Annotated in this window: 21 protein-coding genes; 7 read left to right on the forward strand and 14 right to left on the reverse strand. The window is 67.4% G+C overall.

What is annotated here, in order from left to right:
- Nucleotides 1-60 precede the first annotated feature (60 nt).
- Both EDF39_RS01080 and EDF39_RS01085 read right to left on the reverse strand, forming a co-directional pair.
- Nucleotides 61-1,146 carry an alkene reductase gene (locus EDF39_RS01080; protein ID WP_123939753.1) on the reverse strand — a complete coding sequence of 362 codons (1,086 nt, stop codon included), beginning with the start codon at nt 1,144-1,146 and terminating at the stop codon, nt 61-63.
- 30 nt (nt 1,147-1,176) lie between these two features.
- On the reverse strand, nt 1,177-2,166 hold the full coding sequence (locus EDF39_RS01085; RefSeq protein ID WP_233572920.1) for an MBL fold metallo-hydrolase: 990 nt from the start codon (nt 2,164-2,166) through the stop codon (nt 1,177-1,179).
- Nucleotides 2,167-2,323: 157 nt separating this feature from the next.
- On the opposite strand from EDF39_RS01085, the gene EDF39_RS01090 reads away from it, so the two are divergent.
- Nucleotides 2,324-3,217 carry a glucose 1-dehydrogenase gene (locus EDF39_RS01090; protein ID WP_055964699.1) on the forward strand — a complete coding sequence of 298 codons (894 nt, stop codon included), beginning with the start codon at nt 2,324-2,326 and terminating at the stop codon, nt 3,215-3,217.
- A 39-nt stretch (nt 3,218-3,256) separates the two neighbouring features.
- Here the strand turns inward: EDF39_RS01090 and EDF39_RS01095 are convergent, their stop codons facing one another.
- The 3 genes from EDF39_RS01095 to EDF39_RS17400 form a co-directional block, all read right to left on the reverse strand.
- Nucleotides 3,257-4,471 (reverse strand): GAF domain-containing protein, encoded by a 1,215-nt coding sequence (locus tag EDF39_RS01095; protein WP_123939755.1) that lies wholly within the window; start codon nt 4,469-4,471, stop codon nt 3,257-3,259.
- Nucleotides 4,472-4,547: 76 nt separating this feature from the next.
- Nucleotides 4,548-5,462: a GH25 family lysozyme gene (locus EDF39_RS01100; protein ID WP_158613110.1), complete on the reverse strand. Its 915-nt coding sequence runs from the start codon at nt 5,460-5,462 to the stop codon at nt 4,548-4,550.
- Between the two features lie 2 nt (nt 5,463-5,464).
- Nucleotides 5,465-5,650, reverse strand: a complete 186-nt coding sequence (locus EDF39_RS17400; RefSeq protein WP_055964692.1) for a PspC domain-containing protein — start codon at nt 5,648-5,650, stop codon at nt 5,465-5,467.
- Nucleotides 5,651-5,730: 80 nt separating this feature from the next.
- Between EDF39_RS17400 and EDF39_RS01105 the strand changes: the two genes are divergently transcribed.
- Nucleotides 5,731-6,228: an SRPBCC family protein gene (locus tag EDF39_RS01105; RefSeq protein ID WP_123939759.1), complete on the forward strand. Its 498-nt coding sequence runs from the start codon at nt 5,731-5,733 to the stop codon at nt 6,226-6,228.
- Between the two features lie 193 nt (nt 6,229-6,421).
- Here the strand turns inward: EDF39_RS01105 and EDF39_RS01110 are convergent, their stop codons facing one another.
- The 6 genes from EDF39_RS01110 to EDF39_RS01135 form a co-directional block, all read right to left on the reverse strand.
- Entirely contained in the window at nt 6,422-6,928 is a 507-nt protein-coding gene (locus EDF39_RS01110) for a hypothetical protein (RefSeq protein WP_233572921.1), read from the reverse strand.
- A 132-nt stretch (nt 6,929-7,060) separates the two neighbouring features.
- Nucleotides 7,061-7,597, reverse strand: coding sequence for a hypothetical protein (locus EDF39_RS01115; protein ID WP_123939761.1), 537 nt, complete (start codon nt 7,595-7,597; stop codon nt 7,061-7,063).
- Nucleotides 7,598-7,711: 114 nt separating this feature from the next.
- Nucleotides 7,712-8,992: a type II toxin-antitoxin system HipA family toxin gene (locus tag EDF39_RS01120; protein ID WP_123939763.1), complete on the reverse strand. Its 1,281-nt coding sequence runs from the start codon at nt 8,990-8,992 to the stop codon at nt 7,712-7,714.
- Entirely contained in the window at nt 8,989-9,285 is a 297-nt protein-coding gene (locus EDF39_RS01125; protein WP_158613111.1) for a helix-turn-helix domain-containing protein, read from the reverse strand. Before EDF39_RS01125 ends, EDF39_RS01120 begins: the two co-directional genes overlap by 4 nt.
- 71 nt (nt 9,286-9,356) lie before the next feature.
- Nucleotides 9,357-9,899: an FBP domain-containing protein gene (locus tag EDF39_RS01130; protein WP_123939767.1), complete on the reverse strand. Its 543-nt coding sequence runs from the start codon at nt 9,897-9,899 to the stop codon at nt 9,357-9,359.
- A gap of 204 nt (nt 9,900-10,103) precedes the next feature.
- Nucleotides 10,104-10,913 carry a tryptophan-rich sensory protein gene (locus EDF39_RS01135; RefSeq protein ID WP_123939769.1) on the reverse strand — a complete coding sequence of 270 codons (810 nt, stop codon included), beginning with the start codon at nt 10,911-10,913 and terminating at the stop codon, nt 10,104-10,106.
- A 150-nt stretch (nt 10,914-11,063) separates the two neighbouring features.
- Here EDF39_RS01135 and EDF39_RS01140 point away from each other — a divergent pair, with 150 nt between their 5' ends.
- From EDF39_RS01140 to EDF39_RS01155, 4 genes are all read left to right on the forward strand, one after another.
- Nucleotides 11,064-13,004 carry a LamG-like jellyroll fold domain-containing protein gene (locus tag EDF39_RS01140; protein ID WP_123939771.1) on the forward strand — a complete coding sequence of 647 codons (1,941 nt, stop codon included), beginning with the start codon at nt 11,064-11,066 and terminating at the stop codon, nt 13,002-13,004.
- A 49-nt stretch (nt 13,005-13,053) separates the two neighbouring features.
- Nucleotides 13,054-13,323, forward strand: coding sequence for a hypothetical protein (locus EDF39_RS01145; RefSeq protein ID WP_123939773.1), 270 nt, complete (start codon nt 13,054-13,056; stop codon nt 13,321-13,323).
- Between the two features lie 11 nt (nt 13,324-13,334).
- A complete protein-coding gene (locus EDF39_RS01150) occupies nt 13,335-13,592 on the forward strand; it encodes a recombinase family protein (protein WP_255410114.1) in 258 nt (85 codons plus the stop codon).
- 151 nt (nt 13,593-13,743) lie between these two features.
- Nucleotides 13,744-14,541, forward strand: coding sequence for a hypothetical protein (locus tag EDF39_RS01155; RefSeq protein ID WP_123939777.1), 798 nt, complete (start codon nt 13,744-13,746; stop codon nt 14,539-14,541).
- A 26-nt stretch (nt 14,542-14,567) separates the two neighbouring features.
- On the opposite strand, the gene EDF39_RS01160 is transcribed toward EDF39_RS01155, so the two are convergent.
- Nucleotides 14,568-15,467 carry a hypothetical protein gene (locus tag EDF39_RS01160; protein WP_123939779.1) on the reverse strand — a complete coding sequence of 300 codons (900 nt, stop codon included), beginning with the start codon at nt 15,465-15,467 and terminating at the stop codon, nt 14,568-14,570.
- Between the two features lie 167 nt (nt 15,468-15,634).
- Nucleotides 15,635-16,357: a DUF5343 domain-containing protein gene (locus EDF39_RS01165; RefSeq protein ID WP_123939781.1), complete on the reverse strand. Its 723-nt coding sequence runs from the start codon at nt 16,355-16,357 to the stop codon at nt 15,635-15,637.
- Between the two features lie 1,369 nt (nt 16,358-17,726).
- Here EDF39_RS01165 and EDF39_RS01170 point away from each other — a divergent pair.
- The gene (locus EDF39_RS01170) at nt 17,727-18,413 is read left to right on the forward strand and encodes an HAD family hydrolase (RefSeq protein ID WP_123939783.1); all 687 of its coding nucleotides are present in this window, start codon (nt 17,727-17,729) and stop codon (nt 18,411-18,413) included.
- A gap of 205 nt (nt 18,414-18,618) precedes the next feature.
- Here the strand turns inward: EDF39_RS01170 and EDF39_RS01175 are convergent, their stop codons facing one another.
- A complete protein-coding gene (locus tag EDF39_RS01175; RefSeq protein WP_123939785.1) occupies nt 18,619-19,614 on the reverse strand; it encodes a carboxypeptidase-like regulatory domain-containing protein in 996 nt (331 codons plus the stop codon).
- Nucleotides 19,615-19,724: the final 110 nt, after the last annotated feature.

Below are 19,724 nucleotides of genomic sequence, written 5' to 3' on the forward strand. Positions count from 1 at the left end.
TGCGATGTCGGCCGACTCGAGCGAGGTCACGCCCGAGCACCTCGTGACGCGGGCGACGCTCTACGCGTCGGCTCGCACCTGCAGGCTCGGGTAGTCCGTGTAGCCCTCGGCGCCCGCGCCATAGAACGTGCCGGGGTTCGGCTCGTTCTCGTCGGCCTCGGCCTGCCAGCGCTCGACCAGGTCGGGGTTCGCGATCGCGAGGCGGCCGATGGCGATGGCGTCGGCGTGGGCCGACTCGATGAGCTCGGTGGCTTCGGCGCGGGTGGTGACCTGCCCGAAGCCGGAGTTGACGACGAACGCGCCGCCGAACCGCTCGTGCAGGTCGGTGACGAGCGCCCCCTCGAGGTCGGCCTGCAGAATGCTCACGTAGGCGAGGTCGAGCGGTGCGAGAGCGTCGATCAGGATGCCGTAGGTCTCGTGCACGTCGGCGGGATCGGTCTCGGCGATGCCCTGGATGTTGTGCGCCGGCGAGATGCGGATGCCGGTGCGGCCGGCACCGATCGCCTCGCGGACGGCCTTGACGACCTCGATGACGAAGCGGGCGCGGTTCTCCGGGCTGCCGCCGTACTGGTCGTCGCGCTCGTTTCCGCCGGGTGCCAGGAACTCGTGCAGCAGGTAGCCGTTGGCCGAGTGGATCTCGACGCCGTCGAAACCGGCGCGGATCGCGTTGCGGGCTCCGACCACCAGCTGCTCCTTGACGTCGGCGAGCTCGTCGATCGTCAGGGCGTGCGGCACGGGGAAAGCGACCTTGCCCTCGGCGGTGTGGGTCTCGCCCTCGATCGCGATCGCCGACGGGGCGACGATGCGGTCGGTGCCGGTGATGTCGGTGTGCGAGACGCGGCCGCCGTGCATCAGCTGCAGCACGATGGTGCCGCCGCGGGCGTGGACGGCGCTGGTGACGACCTGCCAGGCCTCGACCTGCTCGTCGGTCTCGATGCCGGGCTGGCCCGGGTAGGCCTTGCCCTCTTGCACGGGCCAGACGCCCTCGCTGACGATCATGCCGAACGAGGCGCGCTGCGCGTAGTACTCGACGACGAGGTCGCCGGGTACGCCGCTCTCGCTGGAGCGGAGGCGCGTAAGAGGCGCCATAGTGACTCGGTTGTCGAGTCGGAGGTCGCCGAAGACGGCGGGTGTAAAGAGGTCCATTCCGCCGAGTTTAGGCCCGACAACAGGCAACTACCGTCGCCCGCCGACGTATTCACGGTGCAGCGCGGTCTGCGATAGCGCCGACCACAACTGAAACCCGGTGAGATTGTCGAAACCCGCAGTCCAGGTGAGCTTCGAGGCGATCTCCCAGATCGAAAGCGAAGGATCCGCGGCCACCGCAGCCCGCACCTCCGCCGTCCGCCGGAGGTGATGCTCTGCCGTCTCCGCCGCCCGCTCGGCCACCCCCGTGAACCGGAAGCCGTGCCCCGGCAGCACCTCGACATCACCCGGTCGCGAGATGCGCTCCAGCCCCTGCAGGTAGTCGGCGAGCGCGTTGGTCGTGGACGCTCCACCGAGACCGAGGCCGCTGAACACGGTCGGCAGCAGGTGATCGCCGCTGAACAGGAGGCCTCGGCCGGTGTCGCGCAGACAGAGGTGACCGGGCGTGTGACCGGGTGTGTGCACGACGTCGAGCGCGAAGCCGGGCACATCGAGGCGGTCGCCGTCGGAGAGCAGCAGGTCGATCGCGGGGACGATCACGGGCGGCATGGCGTCGGCGACCGCAACGAGCTCGGCTGAGCGCTCGGCGGGGACTCCCCACTCGCGCGCCTGCTGAGCGGTGCCCTCGCGGGTCGGCGGGTGCTCGGCCAGGGTCTGCAGGGCCGCCGCCTCGGCATGGTGCAGGGCAAGCGTGGCGCCGGAGGCGTGCTGGATCCTCGTCGCCATTCCGAGGTGATCGGCGTGCAGGTGCGTGACGGTGACGGAACGGATCGCGTCGGGTCGGGCGTCGAGCGAGGCCAGCGCGTCGACGAGGCGGCCCCAGTTGTCGTCGCCGTCGGTGCCGGGGTCGATCACGTGGAATCCGCCCGACGAGTCACGGAGGAGATAGAGGAGCGACGCCGGCAGATGCTCGCCCGGCATCGGCTGGCCGAGAGCCCAGACCTCGTCGCGCACCTGTTCGAGGCCTGGCACACCGAACGCCGCGCTCGCGTCGAACTGGGCTGCGCTGGTCGACTCCATGCGGTCAGCCTACGAGCGTCGCGCACGGCCAGGCACGAGCGCGAAGGAGCGCGCGACCGGCACGGCCGAACCCCCTGTACCCCGCTTCGCTCACCGGACTACCGTCGGGCCCGGATACCCGTGCTCCGGTATCTCCCGCGACAGCGAAAGGCACTCCATGGCTCCCGATCAGTACGCATTCGAAGATCCCAGCAAGAAGTACGAGATGACCCCGCCCGAGCAGTATCTCGAGGGCGCCGGCAAAGACGAAGATCTCGCGATCCCCGCCGACCACGGCGAAGAGACCTACCGCGGCAGCGGCCGGCTCGAGGGGCGCAAGGCGCTCATCACCGGCGGCGACTCCGGCATCGGCGCGGCCGTCGCCATCGCGTACGCCCGCGAGGGCGCGGACGTCGCGATCAGCTACCTCCCCGAAGAGCAGGAGGACGCCGACAACATCGTCGCCCTCATCGAGAAGGCCGGGCGTAAGGCTGTCGCCATCCCCGGTGACATCAAAGACGAAGCCTTCTGCGAGCAGCTCGTGAAGACGGCGGTCGACGGTCTCGGCGGCCTGGACATCCTCGTGAACAACGCGGGCAAGCAGCAGCACGTCGAAGACCTCCTCGAGCTCACGACCAAGAACTTCGACGACACGTTCAAGACCAACGTCTACGCCATGTTCTGGATCACGAAGGCGGCGCTCCCCCACCTCACGCCCGGCTCGAGCATCATCAACACGACCTCGATCCAGGCGTACAGCCCGGCCGAGTTCCTGGTCGACTACGCGTCGACGAAGGCCGCGATCAACACCTTCTCGAAGGCGCTCTCGCAGCAGCTCGCCCCCAAGGGCATCCGGGTCAACGCGGTCGCTCCCGGCCCGATCTGGACTCCGCTGCAGCCCGCCGGCGGCCAGCCCGCCGATGCCCTGCCCGAGGTGGGCGACGAGACGCCGCTCGGTCGCTGGGGTCAGCCGGCCGAGCTCGCTCCCGCCTACGTCTTCTTGGCGTCGGGCGAGTCGAGCTACGTTATCGGCGAGACGCTGCACGTCAACGGCGGTATGCCCACGCCGTAATCCGGCGCTGCCCTTGGCGCCTTGCGCCCGTCGTCCCGCTCAGGCGGTGACGGCGGGCACAGTCCCGAGGGCGACTTCGCGCTGCACCGCGAGAGCGAGTTCGCGAAGCAGCACGAGGTCGACACTGTCGGCCGGACGCGGCCGCGAGTCGATCACGCAGAGCGCACCGATCCGGATTCCGCCGGGCCCCTCGATCGGATAGCCGGCGTAGAAGCGCGCGGCGGGGTGCGTGACGAACCGGTCGTCGGCCCAGAGGTCGGGCACGATGAACGGCCCTGACCCCTTGATGGTCTCGGCGCACATCGCTCCGCGCAGCGGAATCTCGCTGGCGTAGGCACCGGCGATCGCCTTGTTCCACACGCGGTCGGGCCCCACGATCGAAAACGCCGCGCCGGTGGCAGCCAGAAGGATCCGCGCCCGCTCGACGATGTCGTCGAACCGTCGCTCGCGCTGCGAGTCGAGGATCCCGAGGTCGTAGATGACGCCGAGCCGTTCGGACTCCGTCTGGGGCGAATCCCGGAGCGGGCAGATCTCTCGCCCCGCCGCGAACTGCTCGTCGAGGGGTGCCCGGAGGCGCGCCGCAAGCATGTCGGCCACGGCGCGATAGACGTCCGACGACTTCGTGGGTGCGGCATGTGCGTCCGAAACCTGCCCGTGGGGAAGGGCGACGAAACGTACTCCCGGCAACTCGTCGCAGAGGTCGGCGGCCTCCGCGTTGAGTCGATCGGCGTGCTCGTCGAGGATGCTGCCCGGTGTGATGTCGAAGAGGCTCAGCGTCGAGGGTCGATCGATCTCGAGCACGACGATCTCGGCACCGTCATGGCGGTGCGCAATCGCCCGGGCGAGCACGGCCGCCAGCGACTCGCGGTAACGCGCGACCGACGTCATGCGCAGGGCATCGCTCAGCCCGAGCACCACGACGATCGCGTCGTACGCGCCGAGACGGCCCAGAGGCAGCGCGGCCGCCGCGGAGGCGATGGTCATCGTCGGGTCGGCCAGAACGTCGACGTCGGTGCCACGCCCGGTTCGCAGGCTGACGCTCCGGGCGAGATGGCCCGGCAGCGCCAGGTCGTGACTCCGTACGCCCCAGCCCACGGCCTCGCCGTTGCCGAAGATCAGAATGCGGTCGGGATCGATTCCCGGAGCGTGGGCCCAGGGGGCGTCGTCCGGGCGAGGCAGCGTCAGCCGAGCGCCAAGGCCGGCGAAGCGCCCGCGGAAGAACGGGAGGGCAAGCGAATGCGGCAGAGAGGGCACGGTGGTTCCGATCGGCTTGCGGGTGAGGCGCTGACACAGGTGACTGTTGACTATCACCCGTGCGTCACCCCCGAGGCTAGTCCCCAGATGCGGGGGTGATCCGATCGGTCTGTGGTTCTGGGAGCGCTTCGAACCGCGATTCGGCGAGCGCCACGAGGTCGTCGAACGACCCCGCGAAGAGGTTTTCGTCGGACGCCGCGACGTCGCCCTTGGTGCGGTTCGTGATGCCCTTGTAGCGCGACCCCGTGCTCGTGTACTGCCAGATGGTCCAGCCCGGCCAGCCGTTCGGGAGGTCGATCGACCCGCCGCTGACGTCGTCGACGTACCGGGCCAGGAACAGCGGGTACGACGTGAAGTCGGTCGACCCTCCGGTGCAGGTCTTCCACCAGTTCGCGTTCGTGTAGATGGCCGGCACGCGCCCGGAGAGCCCGGTCACGGTGTCGAGATAGGCCGACACCCACCGCTGCATCTGCTTCGGCGTGAGGCCCCAGCAGGAGTTCGTGCCGTCCGACGCGGCGTAAGGGTTGAACTCGAGGTCGAGAAGCGGTGGCAGCGTCCAGCCGCCGTCGATGCGGCCTCCGCCGAGCTCGGCGAGCGAGGCCACGAAGTATTCGGCCTGCTTCACCGCGGTCGAGGTGTTCGGTTTCGCGAAGTGATAGGCCCCGCGGATGAGACCGGCTGCCTTCGCGGTCGTGTACTGGTTGGCGAGACGCGCACTCGTGTAGGTGTCGCCCTCGGTCGCCTTGATGTAGACGAACCGTGCGCCCCGGGCATAGGCCTTTCTGAAGCTGACGCCGTGCTGGTAGGCGCTGACGTCGAGGCCCGGGACGGTCTGGTCGGGCAACGCCGTGCCCAAGGAGGTGGAGGGCGCGGCGGCGGCCACGGGCGGTGACCCCGCTCGCGACGGGCCTGGATCCTGAAGCACCGTCGAACCGGCCACGCCGAGCACGATCAGACCCGCGATCAGCGCCGCCGCTCGGCCGTGGGGCACGCCTACTTCTGCTTGGGGATCAGGATCCAGAGCGCCAGGTAGAGCAGGAACTGCGGCCCGGGCAGGATGATCGACACGACGAACAACAGCCGCACGACGAAGCGGCTCCAGTGGAAGCGGTCGGCGATGGCCGCGCAGACACCCGCGATGACGGTGCCGCGCTTGGGTCGGACGAGGTGATGAGCCATGCCACGAGTGTGCCCGACCTGCCTGATCCCACCATGAGTGCGGGCCAACCCGGGTCGCGTGTCGGCTCCGAACCCCTGTAATGAGCACAACGTCGTCGTCGACCGCCTCCGCCCACGGTGTGGCCCGCTCGGGTCTCGAGGCCACGTGGGACGCCAGCACGCCCCTCACCCCCGTCGGCTTCTACCCCCGCTCCGGCCTGCTGCCCGCCGTCGTCGAAGTGCGCGATCAGACCGGCGGGTGGGATGCCCCGGGCCAGACCCGCCAGCTGATGCTGTCCGACGGCGGAAGCGTGGTCGAGCACACCGTTCTCGTCGATCGCCCCGGCAAGTTCGTGTACGAGCTCAGCGACTTCCAGAAGCTCTTCGGGGTGCTCGTGTCGGGCGCCCGCGCCGAGTGGGAGTACAGCGAGGTGCCCGGCGGCACTCGAATCGACTGGACCTACACGTTCTTCGCGAGGCCGCGCGCCGGGCTCGTGCTTCGCGGCATCGTGTCGCTGCTCTGGGGCCCCTACATGCGCCGGGTGCTGCCCGGGATCATCGCCGAGGTCGAACGGCAGGATCCGGCCCACCGCCGCTGAGGCCGGCGTCGCTCGCGCTCTGCGGTGCCCGCTCCGCTCGGCCCCGCGCTCGCTGGGCTCCGCTCGGCTCCGCTCGGAGTCGGCGGGTGTAGTTAGGTGTCGGCGGGTGCTGGAGCACCCGCCGACTCCTCATAACACCCGCCGACCTCTCGCGGGGCCTTGCACGGGCCTCGCCCAGGCGGAGGGGCCGCCGTCAGCCGTGCGCGAGCAGTTCGAGCCCGATCACCGCGAGGCCGAGCACGACTTCGGCGAGCAGCACGACGGCCTTCTGCCAGAACGGCAGGGTGATCCGGCGGACGGCGAGGAATCCCACGAAGGCCAGCGTCGCGATGAGCACCACGACCGCCGCCTGGATCGCAGCCTCGATCGACCACACGTCGAGCTGCGCGAGCAGCAGAAACACCATCGGCAGCACGACGACGCCGATCGAGCCGATGCTCACCGCGATCATGTGCCGGAGCTCCGGCGCGGTCGGCAGCTTCGCATGCACGGTCAGGTGGCTCAGCAGATCGGCCACGAAGACGGCGAGCAGGGTGCCGACAACAGCAATGAGCAGCGTGATCGCCGCCTGACCCGGAGTGGTCTCGGAGGCGTGCGATTGGAGCGTGAGCACCACGGCGAGGCTCGTGAAGGTGACGTAGATGCGCTCCTTCAGGCTCTCGGCGCGCGCTTCGGCGTCGGGTGCGGGTCGGGTGCTCACCGGCTCAGCCTAGGCCGCGGGTGTCGTTCACTGTGCTGCGCGTCACTCACCGTTTCACGCATCACTCACCGTTTATTCGGTGCGCGATGCGTGAAACGGTTAGCGATGCTCTCCGACGCCTGGTAGACCGCGTCAGCCTTCCTGCACTGGCCGTGGTTCGGTGCCCCGGTCGCCAGACGAGCGAGCGCTAGTGAGCACGGCACGGTCGTCGGTGCTCCACTCCACACCGACGTTATCGCGGAAGCGGACCTCGTGGACGCGATAGTCGTCGGTCTTCATATACGGGCGAAGGGTCCCCGCTATTTCGCCGACGTCACAGGGAAAATGCCAGGTGTATTCCTCTTCATTGCCAGCAAACTCCACGAAAAAATCGCCGGGAGGCACGATCGTCATATCGATCGGTCGACGGGCTTTCTTCTTGTGCATCGTCGCCTTGATGTGCACATCGTGGAAAGTCGAACCCGACGTGTTCAACACACGGACTCCATACCGCCGAGGCTTTTCGGGAGTGGAGACAGCCCAGACGGTGAACTGCGTGGCCTGTGCCCTCGCCTCGCGTTCCGCTTCTTCCCGCCGCCGAGCTCGTTCTCCAAAGTATTGAACGGCGGCGAAGAGGACGGCCACAGTCGTGACCCAGGTCGGCAAATCGCCCCAGAATTCTCTCGGCATGTATTCCCCCCAGCATTGAGATACGAAGCTAGTGCAGATTCACTCGTCAGCCAACGACCGGTGCCGCCCAAGAGGGCGCCGCGGAACAGTCGCAACCACCCTGGGCCTATCTGGTCACTCTCCCGACGAAAGCGCCAACGCCCAGGAGAGTTGCGCGCCATCGAAGGCGACACCGAGCGCTTCACGCTCGGCGGAGCCCACTCCGAACCGTGCGGCCGTGGCGTCCCACCCCGATACCGACTTAGCCACCCGGCGCAGGATCGCCCTCGCTGCGGGGGGCCGCAGACGAAACGCATCGGCGATCGCCAGGAGGTGCACTAGCTGGCGATCGGACGGGTCATCCGAAGCGCTTATCGCTCGCGAATCAATGACTCCCCGTTGGCGACTCGGGTTCACATCGAACATCGGGGCCAGACGCCAGCCTTCTCGCGTGTGCAGAAACCCGTGGTTTCTCCAATGGTCGTCGACGTTGTTCACCAGCACTGACAGCGCAATTCTGCCGAACATCTCGTGGAGATCCTCCGTTTTGGCGATGCTCCACGCATCGATCGTGTCAGCAAAATCCTCGTAGGTCATCCGCGATCCGTCGTCGTGCGTGCCAAGCCCGAGGGCCGTCCGGCCTGACATGTATCCGAGTCGGAACCCCTCATCATCTCGATCGAATCGCTCGGTGATCAAGACGGATCGACCATGCTGTGGTGCCTCGATCCGCCACGTCGGCGTCCTAAGACCTGCTTCTCTGGCTATCTCAAGGGTGATCGCTTCCCACCGCTCCACGTCGAAGCGGCCGTCCTTGGAATGCGGCAGCTTTGCGATCGCCAGGCGCCCCTCGGCAGTGACGACGTTGGCTTTCGGTCGCGCACCTCCGGGAGACGTGGCGACGTCACCGAGGTAGGCGATGTCTTCGTCGGTGGCTTCCTCCTGCTCGTAACGCTGAGCCGCGTCGATGATGCGCTGGAGGTCGTAGAGGTTGGCAACCCCCTCATCACTCGACAGCCACGGCCCGTCGAGACTCGATCGAAACCGCAGTGCACCCATGCGAGTGTGATCGGCAACTCCCAGGAGGTAGTCGAAGTCGCCGAATCGAGTGGGCAGAGAGGGCTCAGCCCTCCGACGACGCGCTGCATCAGCCCGAATGAGCCTTTGGCCCCAGTCGTCGGGGGCCGCGTCTTCAAAGGATCCCGGCAAGATACTGTTCTCTGCCGTGTAGGTACGCCCGGGCCGCAGCGGCAGATCCGGTGAGATCTGCCAGCCGTCGACGAGGAACGCCGCGTCGTACTCGAAGGACGACGACGCGAGAGTTCTGCCACCCGTGAACGACGGGCGGAGGGTACCGACTCGCTGGTCTCCGCCTGCGGACGTCGTCCAGACCTCGACGTCGTTCTGATCGATCACAGCGTGCCACCGTGTCGAAGCAGGTCGTCGATGCGCGCCCGAGCAGCATCGCTCTTGTACGGATCGATACCCGATACGGCGGTGTCCGCAATGCCCAGAGCGCCCAGCACGGCGAATAAGGAATCGATGCGACCACCCGTGCCCGTTTCGATCAACTTGAGCGTCTCGCGAGAGACGGACGCGCGATCGGCGAGCTCAGCGGCAGAGAGCCCGTTGAGCGACCGCCACCGTCGGACGTTCTCGCCGAACTCGCGCAATTGCCTTTGCCGCCGAAGCGACGAGCGTTGAACCATGGAGACCTCCTGTACGGAAATCATTGCACAAATGGCACATATAGCAATGATTTCCGTACAGCAGAGCGCACCTACATCGACGCAGCGAACGCAGCCACCCGCGACCGCAGCCGAACGACCTGCTCGTCGCGGGCGGCGTCGGCGTCGAAGCCGAGGTACGCCTCGGGTGGACGGCGCCGGGCATTGGTGGAGCACTCGAAGTCGGCGCAGACGAGGGTGCCGAGCGTGTTGCCGTTGCGGCCCGAAGCACCGGAGCGCTTGGCGCTGTAGAACACGACCGGGCTCGGCAGCGTGACGTCCTGGAACCAGGCGCACTGGGCACGAGCGGTCGGCGCCACGTCGCCCTGCCGCAGGAGGATCGCGGTGACTCCGTCGCCGCCGGACCGGATCGCGGTGACTCCGTCGTCGGAGAACGAGATCGCGGTGACTCCGCCGCCTGCGGAGGGGATCACGGCGTAGGCCCGGCGCGGCATCTTGGGGTCGCGCCAGCCCAGGAAGTCGAGGGCATCCCACTCGATTTCGCCGAACGAGGGCGGCAGCGTCAGGTCGGAGACCTCTTTGCGGGAGGCGTTCGAGAACGAGGAGCGGATGGTTTTTTCGGTCAGAGGAAGCACGGGTGATCACCAGTCAGAAGAAGGCGCGCGAGGGCGCAAGAAATCGGAAGCCGGCGGTGGGAACACCGGAGAAGGGAGGGTCGGGGCTACCTGCCGCCGGCGAAAATGCCGCCGACGACCTCCCGACGCCCGCTGGGCTTCGCTGATCCGATGGTGTTCACGCCTCAACGGTAACCCTTGAAGGCGTTCCGTGGATCCTTGTCGCTACGCTCGCGTCGTGCTCGCCGCTCCTCGCGCCGATCGCAGCCGGACGACGACGGTCGCGCCCACGATGACGACGACAGCGACGATCGCGGCCACCGCGGTGGGTGTCGACTCGGGCGAGCCGGACACCCGCGCCTGGGCGATCCACGCGAGCCCCCACCCGAGCGACAGGGCCGGGGCGATGCGCCCGCGGCCGAGGGTGGCCACGGCGAGGCCCACCAGGCCGGCGACCGCGACGATGACGACCGCCCACAGATCGGGCGAGATGCCGAAACCCTCGAAGCCTTGTGCAACGAGGAGAGCGGTGACGTTGGCCGCCGTCGCCACCGACACCCAGCCGAGGTAGAGCCCGACTGTTCCGTCGGTGACGACCGCGTCGACAACACTCGCGGACTTCGTCGTCGCGGTGATGCGGAAGGAGATGACGAGCGAGACGAGCAGTGCCGCGATGACGGGCACACTCAGCCACAGCTGATCGAACTGGATGCTCAGGATCCAGGCCGCGTTCAGCACGAGCGACCACGCGATCGGGTAGCCGAGTCGGCGGTGCCTCTCCGCGGTCGCCTGCGCGGGCAAGAACTGCCAGACCGCGTAGGCGACGAGGCCGAGGTAGATCAGACCCCAGATCTGGAAGGCACCCGTGCCAGGAGCGATCAGTGTGGCGTCGGCGGCGAGCGCGCCACCTGCGGTATCGGCGATGGGAGTGCCGAAGAGCACGCCCGACCCGACGAACGAGCCGACGATCGCGATCACAGCGCTGACGGCGACCGTCAACTGCCGCCGGCGATCGCTTCGAGTGGGAGTCGACATGACGATCATCTTGCCCTAGACGGCTCGCCGGCGACCTGACGCGAATCGGCCGATGTCACAGCGCAGTTCTGGGGCAGGGCTGCAACGGTACGACTCGTGTTCACCACGTGGTCGCGTGTCGTTCCGCGCCGATCGCTATCGTCCGGCGCTGTGAAGAACTCGCCCCGTGATCCCGAGCACACGCCCCTCTCCCGCCGCGGCTTCCTCGTCGGTTCCGGCCTGGCCGGTGCTGCCGGCCTCGCCGGAGCGAACGCTCTGCAGAGCGCGCCCGCTGTCGCCGCACCACTCCCCCCGACCGCCGGCGCGGCCCTGCCGCTGACCGCCACAGCGGTTTCGACTCAGACGGCCGCGTCAGGAAAGTCGGGGCGCTGGAAGCCGGACACCACCTCCCCGCGTTTCACCGTCGCGGTGATGCCCGACACCCAGTACATGTTCGACGGGGCGGCGGTCGACGAGGCGCCGATGCGCGCCTCGCTCGAGTACGTCGTTCGCGAGCAGGCCCGTCACAACACCGTCTTTCTCGTGCACCTCGGCGACCTGACCCAGAACGGTGCGGCGTCCGAGATGACGGCGGCCGGGGCGGTCTTCGACGTGCTCGACCGAGCGCACGCGCCCTACAGCGTGCTCGCCGGCAACCACGACATCGACTCCTCGACCACCGACCAGCGCGGCCCGACGCCCTACCTCGACGTGTTCGGCCCGAAGCGATTCCGGCGAGCGCCGGGCTGGATCGGGTCGAGCCCCGACGGCTACAACAGTGCGCATCGCTTCACCGCGGCCGGTCGCGAATGGATCGTCCTCGCCCTCGACTGGCGGACGAGCGCGAGCGGCCTCGCCTGGGCCAGCTCGGTCTTGGCGGCACGACCGCACTCGCCGGTGATCCTCACCACGCACACGCTCGTCGACTCGGATCCGAACGGAGGCGCCGCGTTCGACGCCTACGGGCAGCAGCTCTGGGATGACTTCATCGCCGACCACGACCAGGTGTTCCTCACCTTCAACGGCCATTACTGGGGGCCGGGGCGCACCACGAAGCAGAACGCCGCCGGCCACGACGTCGCCCTGCACCTGACCAACTATCAGAACCGCTACTACGGCGGGGCGGCAATGATCCGGCTCTATCACGTCGATCTCGAACGGAACGTGATCGACGTCGAGACCCTGTCTCCCTTCTTGCTCGGCGGCGGCCTCGGCGACTCCAATGAGCTCGCGGCCCAGGAGCTCACGCTCAGCGGAGACGTCGACCGCTTCACCATGGAGGTGGACTTCGACGCCCGGTTCGCCGGCTTCGCGCCGATCGCACCACGCCCCTCTCGCCCGGCCGCCCGAATGCTGGTGCCGGGAACCCTCGCGTACTGGCGCTTCGACGGCCACTCGGATGGCGCCGCGCTCGCTTCGTCGACGCGAGTGCGCGACCAGAGCGGTCACGGGAACCACCTCGAAGTGGCCCCGCGGGCCGGCGCCGTCGCGGGGGCGCTGCGCTGGTCGAACGACCACCACCCCGACCAGCCGGGTGCGGGAAGCCTCGCGCTGCAGGGCGGTAAGCCCGCTGGCCAGCATCTGCAGACCGTGAACGCCGCACCGATCAACACACAGCGCTTCACCGGCGGGTACACCGTCGAGGCGTTCTTCTTCCTGCCGACGACATTCGACCCCAGCGCAAACGGCTTCAGCGCCCTGCTCTCGCAGTTCTCGAGTGCGGGCCAGGCAGGCAAGGCCCGGGGTGCGGGCGGCGACCCCGACGAGCCCGCGGTGACGCTGAGCCTCTCGGGCGACCGCGAGCTGCAGTGGTGCGTCTATCCGGCAAGCCAGGACGGCTCGCTGACGAACTGGGGGCACGAGCTCCCGCTAGGAAAGTGGTGGCACGTCGCCGTGGTCAACGACCGGTCACACACGGTGATGTACGTCGACGGATGCCCGGTGGTGAGAAACCCGTCGACGCGCAACCGTGGGCTGAGCACCATCGGCAAGCCGTGGCTGCTCGGCGGGTACCGCTACGGCGGCGTACTCGACCAAGTGTTCGTCGGGTCGATCGGCGACGTGCGGATCGTCGGCCGCGCCCTGGAGCCGGGCGAGTTCATGATCGCGTGATCCGGTGGGCGGTCGCCTCTTCGAGTCGTCGAAACCCCAAAATAGACATATGGACGAAGTCGAAACCTCGAAGCCGCCTGCGGCGTGCCTACCGGCGGCAAACGACGCCCCGATCAGCCGCGACAAGGCCGTTGCAGGGCTCGGTGTCGACCATCAGGGAGCCGACTGCCGCGCACTCGCGCACCGGCTCGGCTGCGAAGTCGTGGCGGTGTTCGTGGACAACGACATCAGCGCTTATGACCGCAGGAAAATGCGCCCGCCGTACTGGGCGATGGTCGAAGCGGTGCGATCGGTGCAGGTCCGCGGTATCGTCGCATAGCATCCGACCGTCTGCATCGCCGGGCGGCGGAACTCGAGGAGTTCATCACCGTGGCAGAGGCGCACAACCTCCATATCCAGAGGGCGCAGGCAGGCTCGTACGACCTCGCAATGCCAGCCGGCCGAATGGTCGCCCGCATGCTCGGCGCTGCCGCGCAGCACGAGGTAGACCACAGCCGAGAGCGCGTCCAGCGAGCCAAGGCGCAGGCCGCGGCGGACGGCAAGTACCGCGGCGGCATCCGCCATTCGGGTTCGAGAAAGACGGCGTGACGGTCCGGGAGTCAGAAGCCAAGGTCATCCGCAAGTCAGCGAAGGCCGTGCTCGCCGGGTGTAAGCTCGCCGCGCTGACGCGCGAACTGAACGAGCGAGGTGTGCCGACCACCGGCCGCCCTCGGAGTGGAAGTACGGCGCCCTGCGGGACATGCTGGTCCGGCCCCGGAATGCAGGACTTCTCGCTCGCGGCCTCCCAGGCAAGTCTGGCCAGGCGTACGCCTACGAGGAGATCGGCCCGGCCTCCTGGGAAGTGATCATCCCCGAGGACGAGTGGCGCGCACTCGTCACCATGCTCACGGACCCCTCTCGACGTCACCAGCAGGGCAACGAGAAGAAGTGGCTCGGCTCGGGCATATACCGTTGCGGCGTTCCGGTGACGAGCGAGGACGGCGCCGAGCACCCCTGCGGCGGTGTCCTCCGCGCGACGCCCCACGGGGTCACAGCCGTCCGCAAGTACGAGCGCCGGTATCTGTACCGCTGCTCGTCATCGGCGCACCTGACGATCGGCCAGAAGCAGACCGACGAGCACGTGCGGAATGCGGTCGCTGAACTCGTGCGCGACCCTCGGATCGTGGCCGCGATGAGCCCCGGCGACGCGCACCTCGCGGCCGACCGTGAGCGTCGAGTCGCCCTGACAGCGCGCCTCGAAGCGTTCGAGACGGGCTACGCGCTCGGGAACATCACCGGAGCTCAGCTACGGAAGTTCACCGAGCGCCTCGAGGGCGAGCTTGCGGACGTGGACGCCCGGCTCGCGCACGGCATCAGCCGGTCAGCGTCGTCGTCCGTACTCCGCGCTGCGGACCCTGGCGAGGCGTTCCTCGAAGCCCCGCTCGACGTACAGCGCGCCGTGCTCTCGACCGTGCTCCGCATTGAAGTCTTGCCGGCTACGAAGGGCGGTTCTGCATGGGACGCCGAGCGGCTCCGGATCAGACCAGTCGCGGGGTAATCCGGAGCCGCCCTCAGCGCTCCGACCTACGCGACGTCGGTCCACTTCCCGTCGACGTACGTAGTGAACTCGCCGGGAAGGTCCTCGCCGTTCGCATCGGCCCGCACAGTGACATCGATGTTGGTCTTCCGCCCACGAGGCTTCAGCGACGGGCGAGCGCGCAGCTCGTCCTTGTTCGACTTGATCGGCTTGCCGTCACCGCCGACGTACGCTTCCTCGTCCTGCACATAACCGAGGACGCTCTTGCCGTAGTACCGCCTCGCGGACATCAGCAGCGAGCCCCGACCCCATCCGACCGGCACCAGTAGCAACGGCTTGCCGTCGGCGACCGGCAACGAGACCCCGATCTCGTCCCACTCACGCGTCGACAAGTTCCAGAACTGCCTGCGGAACGACTCCACCCGGTGGCCTCCCGCCGTGAACTGCGGGAAGTCCGCGACCATCTGAGCGGTGAAGGCCGCGAGCGGGTGGAAGATGATGCGCGTCGTGATGTCCGACGTGATGTCCTTGTCGACCCCCTCGACGAAGAGCGGTAGTCGTTCCAGCCGCTTCAGAGCCCCGATCTCGAGTACTGCGCGCGCATCCGTGCGGAAGGTGTCAGCAATCATCGTGCCGACGGCGGCCGCACCACCGTGACCACTGAATCCCTCTGCGGCCATCCCGAGCCGGGTCTCCCACGGCTCAGTGAAGTGCTGCAGGAGGTCCTCACCGTGCCGGTTGGCGGCCACGGAGCTGGAAAGGATGTCGCCGGTCACCTGATCGATGAAGCTGTCCATGCTGCGGACGGCGTCCATTGCGAAGGGCTGCGGATTCTTGCTCAGCCGAACCGCGTGCGGATCGACGTACAGCAAGTTGTCGATGTTGATGTCAACGTCGACGAAGGGCAGGGATCCCGTGATCCCGTAGAAGTCGCTGATGCGGCTCATTGGTGTCTCCTCCTCAGGAGTGTGTGCCCGAGGAGAAGCCAGATGTGGCACATCTGTAGAACTTCTGTAAGCTGATAGGGACCACGACAGTCACCACCGAGCCCCTCAGGCCGGGTCCCTGGCTCAGTTCCGTGTCACCGGTGCTGAGCCAGAAGTCTTTAGTTGAGCTATCTGGTTCGAGGTCCTCCTGGACGATCAGTGCGGTAGCTCGCGACGCGATCGATGAGATCCATCACGAAGTCACGGTCTTGCTTCGAGAGCGTGAATAGATCGACATCGAGCGATACGCGGACGGAACCACCAGAGTCGAACTTGAGATTGTGATCCTGGGTGGTAGACGGCTTCTTCGCGTCGTGCTGGGCTTCCAGCCACTCATTCACCACGGGAGTCGACTTTGTCCTCTTCGCACCGGACGAGCTCACGTGCGTGACGTACCGACCCGCCATCGGCGTCTGGGGAGCATCTTCCGGGATCATTCCTGCGGCCTTCATGAGGTTGATGAACAGCGTCACCATGCGCGGTCGCTGACTCGGCGGCTGGAAGTAGGAGAAGACGTTCTCAAGTGCTCCGACTGATGCAGTTGTCGGATCGAGAGCTTCGAAGACGGGAGCGTATGCGCTTCGGAGGACGTCTCGGAGTGCCGCCTGCGACTCGAGCTTGCTGAACGAGGCAACCTTCGAGAACGCCGGCGTTGTGAAACCGGCGTCATCGACCAGGTCAAGGAGTCGAAGCGTCTGCAGCGTCCGCGGGACCAGGCTCTCCCGAATGCCAAGTCGCTCGAGCGCCTCGGAGTCGAGGTGGTCGAGCTTCCTGCCGTGCTTCTTCGCGTCGATCACTTCGAGCACGGCAGAGGACGGCGCGTAGGGCGCGGATCCGAACATTTCGATCATGAGTACCTCCTTCTCGTTACACTGTACACGACCGGGCCGGGCTTGTACACATAATTCGTTTCATAAAACGAGTTTTGCTCCAAGACCCGGCGTCGGGGTTTGACTCGGTCGCATCACTTCAGGGAGCAAACCGGAAATTTGCCGTTTGCAGGGCGGAATGTAGCATTCTCGAACTCCCGGGCTCGCGCGGCCTCAAAGCTGCTGAGAACGCCGCGTAGCGGCCTTTAAACGGGAAACTTCCGTTTGGCTCGGCCGCCAAATCCGCCAAGATGGAACCATCGAGCGCGAGGCCCAAAGGGCCGCGCCGGTAGAGGCACCGGACGAGCTCTTCCCACGACCCCGACAGACCGCGGCAGTGGAAGCGGGCTCCCGCAGTCAGCCTCGGATCCCGTCCTCTCACGCAGTCCAGCGCCATCGCTGTTCCTGTCGTGGGGCGGGGTGGTTCGCCTGTCGGGGCCGATACGACAGGGCCTAGAGCGTCCAGGGCAACGGGTAAAAACCCGGGGACTTCGTTCACACGAAGGACACCACCGTGACCAACGTCACTCCGTACCAGCCCGTCCCGCTGCTCGCCGCTGGGGGCCACTTCCAGGTCAGCCTGCAGACCGTCAAGAACTGGATCAGCCGGCTTGACGTTCGTGGCTATGTCGACGCCGAGGGCACCATCCTCGTCGATCTGCACGAGATCGAGCAGGCCCTCCTCACGGATGGGCGTCGTCCGATCAAGCCTCCCGAGGGGACGGAGTACCGGACTGGCCTGCGCGGCTGCTTGCTCTTCGGCGTCGGGTCGACGCTCGCCACGAGGAGAACGGGCGCGGGCGCTTGGGGGCCGCTGCGCGGCGCCGATCCTGGAACGCTCGGTGGGACGCGCCGTCCGGACATGATCTACGGCTACCTGCGCCCGGTGTGCAGCCGCGCAGGCCGACCCCGGCCTCGGCCCCACCGCGATGGAAAAGGCGTTCTTCGCGTTCCTCGGCGCCACGCCGCGGGAGCGGCCTGGCGACCACGCCGACTTGTTCGGCCGGACCACCGTGCAAGTCAACGGACTTCGCGCCTGGGGCGTGCTACCGGAGGGGACGGAACCGAACCCATCGCCTTGGGCCCACATCCCCGACTTGGCTACCCTCGCCGACGAGCCGCACCGCCTTCAGCCCTAAAGTGAGCCAAACGGCAAAAGTCCCGATCAAAAATCTGTCAAAAACTTGGTTTCGAGTCGCCGAAACCGCAAACCTCTTCTCGAGACAATACGCGCGCAAACGAACCGGCCGGAGGGGGTTGACCGCGTCCCCTGCGACCAGAAGAGTGTGCTGTTTCGTGTGAGCACGAGCTTTCCCCGTTCTCACCTCGCACCGAACACCAGGAGGCTCCCATGACTCAGGCACGTGACACCATCGCGCACGCGGTCCTGTTCGACATCGACGGCACGCTCGTCGACTCCAACTTCCTCCACGTCGACGCGTGGAACACCGCCTTCGTCGACCTCGGCCTCAGCGTGCCGTCGTGGCGCATCCAGAGCGCTATCGGGGCCGACGGCTCGGAGCTGCTCTCGCAGCTCATCGGGGATGAATCCGACGAGGTCAAGACGAGAGCAACGGAGCTGCACTCGACCCACTTCCAGAAGCTGACGCCACGTCTCCGACTGCTTCCGGGCGCTCGAGACCTGGTCAAAGCTGTCGCCGACCGCGGGTCTCGCGTCGTACTCGCGACGTCGGCTCCGCAGGAGGAACTCGATCACCTCCTCGAGCTGCTCAACATCGACGACCTCCTGTACGCGGTGACTTCGGGCGAAGACGTGGAGACCTCCAAGCCCGAACCCGACATCATCGCTATCGCCCTGGAGCGTGCCGGTGTCGATGCGGCCTCAGCGGTCATGGTCGGAGACGCTGTCTGGGATATCAAGTCGGCTACTGCAGCAGGCGTGCCGACCGTAGCCCTTCGCTCGGGCGGGACGGGACGAGCCGAACTGCTCGAGGCAGGTGCCGCCGCTGTCTACGACGATGCTGCCGACCTGACGCACCACATCGCATCGAGCCCGCTGGGGCGGCTCTGGGCCTAGGGCCCCGAGGGTAGGGCTCGGGGCCAGATCTTTGGGGCGCGGGGGCGGACGTAGATTAGCGCGTAGGAGCCTCAGGGGCACCACCCCGCAGGACAAACTGGCGCTCCATCGTGACTGTCTCGAGCCTCAGCAGGGGCCAACGTGCACTCCTCACCGTGGCCGGGGGCGAGGCACCCGAGGCGCCGATGGTGACCTCCGGTTCAGGTCAGGGCACTTTTGCATAGAGGCCGACCGCGCTGGCGAACTCGACGTGCTTCGGCACGGCTGCTCGGGCCTCGGCCGTCATCGGGGTCAGCTGGCCGGTGTACCACCAGGTGCGGCCGGGCGTAGACGTGGTCGCCACCGTGCGCACACTCACCGTGTAGTTGCCCGTCGGCACGGCGAACTTCACCGGCTGCAGGACGCCGGCCACTCCTCCGGTGCGCTGCGCGTAGGTCGCTCCGGTCGCGACGTTCGTAAGGGTCACGGTCGCACCGACAGTCGCAGCTCCGTCTGCCGGAGGGTTGACGCCGACGCCGATGTCGTACGCGGTATGGATGAGCCGCGTCGAGAGAGCGACGCGACTCGGGGCGGCGCCCGGCCGTTCGGCGTACACGCGAGTCATCCAGGAAAGGCTGGTGCGGAAGTTCTGGTCTCCGGTGAAGAGCTTGTAGACGTCGGATGCCAGTCCGACGAAGGTGTAGCGCCCGGCCTCATCGGTGGTGGTCTCGACCTCGGGGAACACGTAGCTCATCCCCTCGACGGTGACCTTGGTGCCGACGAGCGGTGCTCCGCTTGGCCCGGTGAGGGTGCCCGTCACGGTGGCACCCCTCGCAAGCTCCGCCGTGACGGCCGTGCTGATACCGGCCGAGACCCCCACGCTGTCGATGCGCGTCGGTGCGTAGGTGGCGGATCCTGCGCTCGGTGGTTCGATCGTCAGATCGTAGTAAGGAGTGGGCGGCAGGTCGGCGATCACTGCCCGACCCGCGGAGTCGGTCGTGGCCCTACGGAAGCCGCCGCCTTCGGGGGTGGGAACGTAGACGCTCGCCGTCGCCCCGGCCAGCGCGAGGGGGCTTCCGGCGACATCGACGAGCTGGACGCCGATGCTTCCCGTGGGTGCGGTAACGGTCGACGCGGCCGTGGCCGCCTGGGCGGGCAGAACCGCCAATGCGAGCGTCGCAAGCAGTGCTGCGAGCGCTGTCCGTGTGCCTGTCTTCGTCATTGCTCCCCGTTTCGTTCGCGCCGCGCGGGCGCAGCTACGACTCTTCGGGTGAGCCTTGAATCTGCGACAGTACCTGCCGCCCTCCCCCACAACAAGCCCTTGCCCGTCAT

This window comes from Frondihabitans sp. PhB161, from assembly GCF_003814635.1.
Classification (GTDB): Bacteria; Actinomycetota; Actinomycetes; order Actinomycetales; family Microbacteriaceae; genus Frondihabitans.

Coding starts and splice junctions, on each gene's coding strand:
- EDF39_RS01145 (WP_123939773.1), top strand. CDS start 13,054: ATGGACGAAGTCGAAACCTCGAAGCCGCCTGCGGCGTGCCTACCGGCG.
- EDF39_RS01105 (WP_123939759.1), top strand. CDS start 5,731: ATGAGCACAACGTCGTCGTCGACCGCCTCCGCCCACGGTGTGGCCCGC.
- EDF39_RS01175 (WP_123939785.1), bottom strand. CDS start 19,614: ATGACGAAGACAGGCACACGGACAGCGCTCGCAGCACTGCTTGCGACG.
- EDF39_RS01135 (WP_123939769.1), bottom strand. CDS start 10,913: ATGTCGACTCCCACTCGAAGCGATCGCCGGCGGCAGTTGACGGTCGCC.
- EDF39_RS01085 (WP_233572920.1), bottom strand. CDS start 2,166: ATGGAGTCGACCAGCGCAGCCCAGTTCGACGCGAGCGCGGCGTTCGGT.
- EDF39_RS01090 (WP_055964699.1), top strand. CDS start 2,324: ATGGCTCCCGATCAGTACGCATTCGAAGATCCCAGCAAGAAGTACGAG.
- EDF39_RS01155 (WP_123939777.1), top strand. CDS start 13,744: ATGCTGGTCCGGCCCCGGAATGCAGGACTTCTCGCTCGCGGCCTCCCA.
- EDF39_RS01160 (WP_123939779.1), bottom strand. CDS start 15,467: ATGAGCCGCATCAGCGACTTCTACGGGATCACGGGATCCCTGCCCTTC.
- EDF39_RS01165 (WP_123939781.1), bottom strand. CDS start 16,357: ATGATCGAAATGTTCGGATCCGCGCCCTACGCGCCGTCCTCTGCCGTG.
- EDF39_RS01125 (WP_158613111.1), bottom strand. CDS start 9,285: ATGGTTCAACGCTCGTCGCTTCGGCGGCAAAGGCAATTGCGCGAGTTC.
- EDF39_RS01170 (WP_123939783.1), top strand. CDS start 17,727: ATGACTCAGGCACGTGACACCATCGCGCACGCGGTCCTGTTCGACATC.
- EDF39_RS01080 (WP_123939753.1), bottom strand. CDS start 1,146: ATGGACCTCTTTACACCCGCCGTCTTCGGCGACCTCCGACTCGACAAC.
- EDF39_RS17400 (WP_055964692.1), bottom strand. CDS start 5,650: ATGGCTCATCACCTCGTCCGACCCAAGCGCGGCACCGTCATCGCGGGT.
- EDF39_RS01115 (WP_123939761.1), bottom strand. CDS start 7,597: ATGCCGAGAGAATTCTGGGGCGATTTGCCGACCTGGGTCACGACTGTG.